We start from the raw sequence: 2641 nt of genomic DNA, 5'->3' as shown, positions 1-2641 counted from the left end.
AAGCGCTCCTGCGCAAGGCGGCGGCGCGCACCAAGGAGGCGCTCTGGACGACCATCGGAGAACTGCTCGATCGCTTCCCAGTCGAGGAGTGCCAGAACTACCTCAGCAACTGCGGATACGAGTTCACCTAAATCGAATCCGCTCTAGCCGCGACGTCTGCCGGCCGTAGGCCCGGCTCCGAGCCCGACCTCGATCTCGAAACTGTTCGCATCGGCGGGCGGCACGACGATGCCGTCCTCGACCACGGCGAAGGTTGCCTGGGTGTCGCCGGACGGGATGGTCACCGCCATCCGGCGCGAGCGGTTGGCGATCACGGTCGAGCCGCGCTTCACAAGGATGTGGACGGGTACGTCGTAGCGCCCCGGCGCGCCTCCGCCCCCCAGGAGAGCACGGCCCTCGACGCCCACCTTTACGATCGTCGAACCATCCGGGCTGCCGGCGCATTCCCGGGCCAGCTGACTGATGGCGATCTGGCTGCGTAGCCCGCCCGCATCTCCGACGCGGCCACCCGCAAAGGCCTGGATTGTCGAGCCGCCCTCGACGATATCGACCGTCGGGCAATAAACGTCATTGACCGCCTTCTGCATGGGAGGAGGCACGGTCGACCCCGCGAAAAGCACCATGTTGCCCAGGGTCGAGCCGCCCTCTCCCGGCGCTCCGCAACCTGCCAAAGCCGAAAGCCCAAGCACGGCGAGAGCCCAACCGGCCTTTGCGCCCAATCCACTCATGACGTCCCCCACTTCTCGACCTTATGGTTCACCTACCCTTACGGCAGGGCGTCGAATCCCGCCGCGAATCCGTTCAGCGACACGGGAATGCCGATCCCCTCCTCGGGCGTCTGGAACACGATGAAGGTCGCGGTCTGGCCGCTCTTCATCTGATTCACCAGGTTGTCCTCCATCACGACCTCGGCGACGCAGCCCGTCGCCAGGCAACGTACGAAACCGGCGCGGCCGATATCCGTCTGGTCGATCTTGAGGCCGAGCCCCGAGGGAAGCAGGATACCCAAAGGCGCCACGATGCGCAGGAGCCGGCTCTTCGCGTCGGCGGTTTTCAACACAATAATGACGAGGGTGACGTTCGGACGATCCTCGGCCGCCACGTTCTGCACGAGGGCGCATTGCTCGGTCGTGGCGCCGGCCGGGGTTTCGCAGCGCATCTGCCAGTCCCCGAACGTATTCTTGACCATGCCCTGAGCATTGGCCCCGCCGACCGAACCAAGCGCAACCAGTCCCAGCAACGCCGCCGCTGCGCCGCGAACCCATCGTAACGTGCTCACAGGCACCTCCGTCATCGAATCCCTTTAAAGGATGGCGGCTTTGCCGCGCCATTCCAACGTGGCCCGTTCGGACCATGCCGGGGCCCGCAATGTCAAGCGAGAGGGTGCAATTGGGTCACGGAATCGATCTTTTGGCGGTTATGACGCATAAATTGCGACGCTTGCACCGTTGCGCTCCTGCCCATCCTGTGGTCATAGACGCAGATCAAAGGTGATGGCGCAGGCCGGGCACCGTTTTTTGCGCGCCCGCGCCCTCCCCGATGCTTTCGTGGCCTCACGGCCATCACATCTTAGGAGCTTTGGAACACCGATGCGGATCGAGACCTCAGGACTTCGATCGGTGACCGCCCTTTCCACGGCGGCGGTCGCACTTGTGTTAGGCATAAGTGAGGCAGCCGCGGGCACCGGCGCACCTTCCCCTTGGGAAATGAGCATGCAGGGCATGGTGACGGAGGTCGGACGCGATCTGTCCAATTTCCATACCTATCTCGTCTGGCTCATCGCGGCGATCTGCCTTTTCGTGCTGGCGCTGATCATCATCATCGTCGCCCGGTTCAACGAACGGAAGAATCCGGTTCCTTCGCGGACCACGCACAACACCCTTCTCGAGGTCGCCTGGACCATCGTTCCGGTGCTGATCCTGGTCGCCATCGCGATCCCGTCCTTCCGCCTGCTGCGCCTGCAGCTCGTCACGCCCCCCGCCGACATGGTGGTGAAGGTCACGGGCTACGCCTGGTATTGGGGCTACGAGTACCCGGCCGATCAGGGCGGCGGCTTCAAGTTCGATTCGAACATGGTCGAAACCAAGGATCTGAAGCCCGGCCAGCCGAAGCTGCTCACCGTCGACAACGAGATGGTGGTTCCGGTCAACAAGATCGTGAAGGTGCAGGTCACCGCCGCCGACGTGCTGCATTCCTTCGCCATGCCGTCCTTCGGCGTGAAGATCGACGCCGTCCCGGGCCGTCTGAACGAGACCTGGTTCAAGGCGGAGCAGGAAGGCGTGTATCACGGCCAGTGCTCGGAGCTTTGCGGCAACGGCCACCCGTATATGCCGATTACCATCCGCGTCGTGAGCGAGCAGCAATATGCCGCTTGGCTGGCTGAGGCGAAGCAGAAGTATGCTTCCGTCGACGGCCCGGCCCCGCTCAAGCTCGCGAACGCTCAGTAATCTAGAAAGAAGGACCACAGAGGTCTCATCATGGCAAATGCAGCTGATGCCGCTCACGCGGATCACCCCGAGGTTCCGACCTTCTGGCGCCGGTGGTTCTATTCCACGAACCACAAGGATATCGGCACTCTCTACTTCATCTTCGGCTTCACGGCGGGTCTCGTCGGCGCGTTCCTGTCGATCGCGATGCGCCT

At 63.3% G+C, this 2641-nt stretch carries 3 protein-coding genes and 1 pseudogene; 2 read left to right on the top strand and 2 right to left on the bottom strand.

Annotation, left to right across the window (positions count from 1 at the left end; all coding sequences use genetic code 11):
* Positions 1 to 143: 143 nt before the first annotated feature.
* Positions 144 to 728: a hypothetical protein gene (locus AB4Y97_RS20870; RefSeq protein ID WP_442000953.1), complete on the bottom strand. Its 585-nt coding sequence runs from the start codon at positions 726 to 728 to the stop codon at positions 144 to 146.
* Positions 729 to 766: 38 nt separating this feature from the next.
* Positions 767 to 1279 (bottom strand): invasion associated locus B family protein, encoded by a 513-nt coding sequence (locus tag AB4Y97_RS20865; protein ID WP_442000952.1) that lies wholly within the window; start codon positions 1277 to 1279, stop codon positions 767 to 769.
* Between the two features lie 310 nt (positions 1280 to 1589).
* On the opposite strand from AB4Y97_RS20865, the gene coxB reads away from it, so the two are divergent.
* Both coxB and AB4Y97_RS20855 read left to right on the top strand, forming a co-directional pair.
* Positions 1590 to 2447, top strand: a complete 858-nt coding sequence (coxB, locus tag AB4Y97_RS20860; RefSeq protein WP_442000951.1) for a cytochrome c oxidase subunit II — start codon at positions 1590 to 1592, stop codon at positions 2445 to 2447.
* Between the two features lie 30 nt (positions 2448 to 2477).
* Positions 2478 to 2641: pseudogene (locus tag AB4Y97_RS20855) on the top strand (cytochrome c oxidase subunit I); the annotation flags it as partial.

The sequence above is a fragment of the Microvirga sp. 2TAF3 genome (assembly GCF_052114965.1).
In the GTDB taxonomy this organism is placed as follows: Bacteria; Pseudomonadota; Alphaproteobacteria; order Rhizobiales; family Beijerinckiaceae; genus Microvirga.
This window is presented reverse-complemented; position numbering and strand designations above follow the sequence as displayed.

What these genes read in the sequence shown, in the direction of transcription:
- AB4Y97_RS20870 (WP_442000953.1), bottom strand. Translation starts at nt 728, where the DNA reads ATGAGTGGATTGGGCGCAAAGGCCGGTTGGGCTCTCGCCGTGCTTGGG.
- coxB (WP_442000951.1), top strand. Translation starts at nt 1,590, where the DNA reads ATGCGGATCGAGACCTCAGGACTTCGATCGGTGACCGCCCTTTCCACG.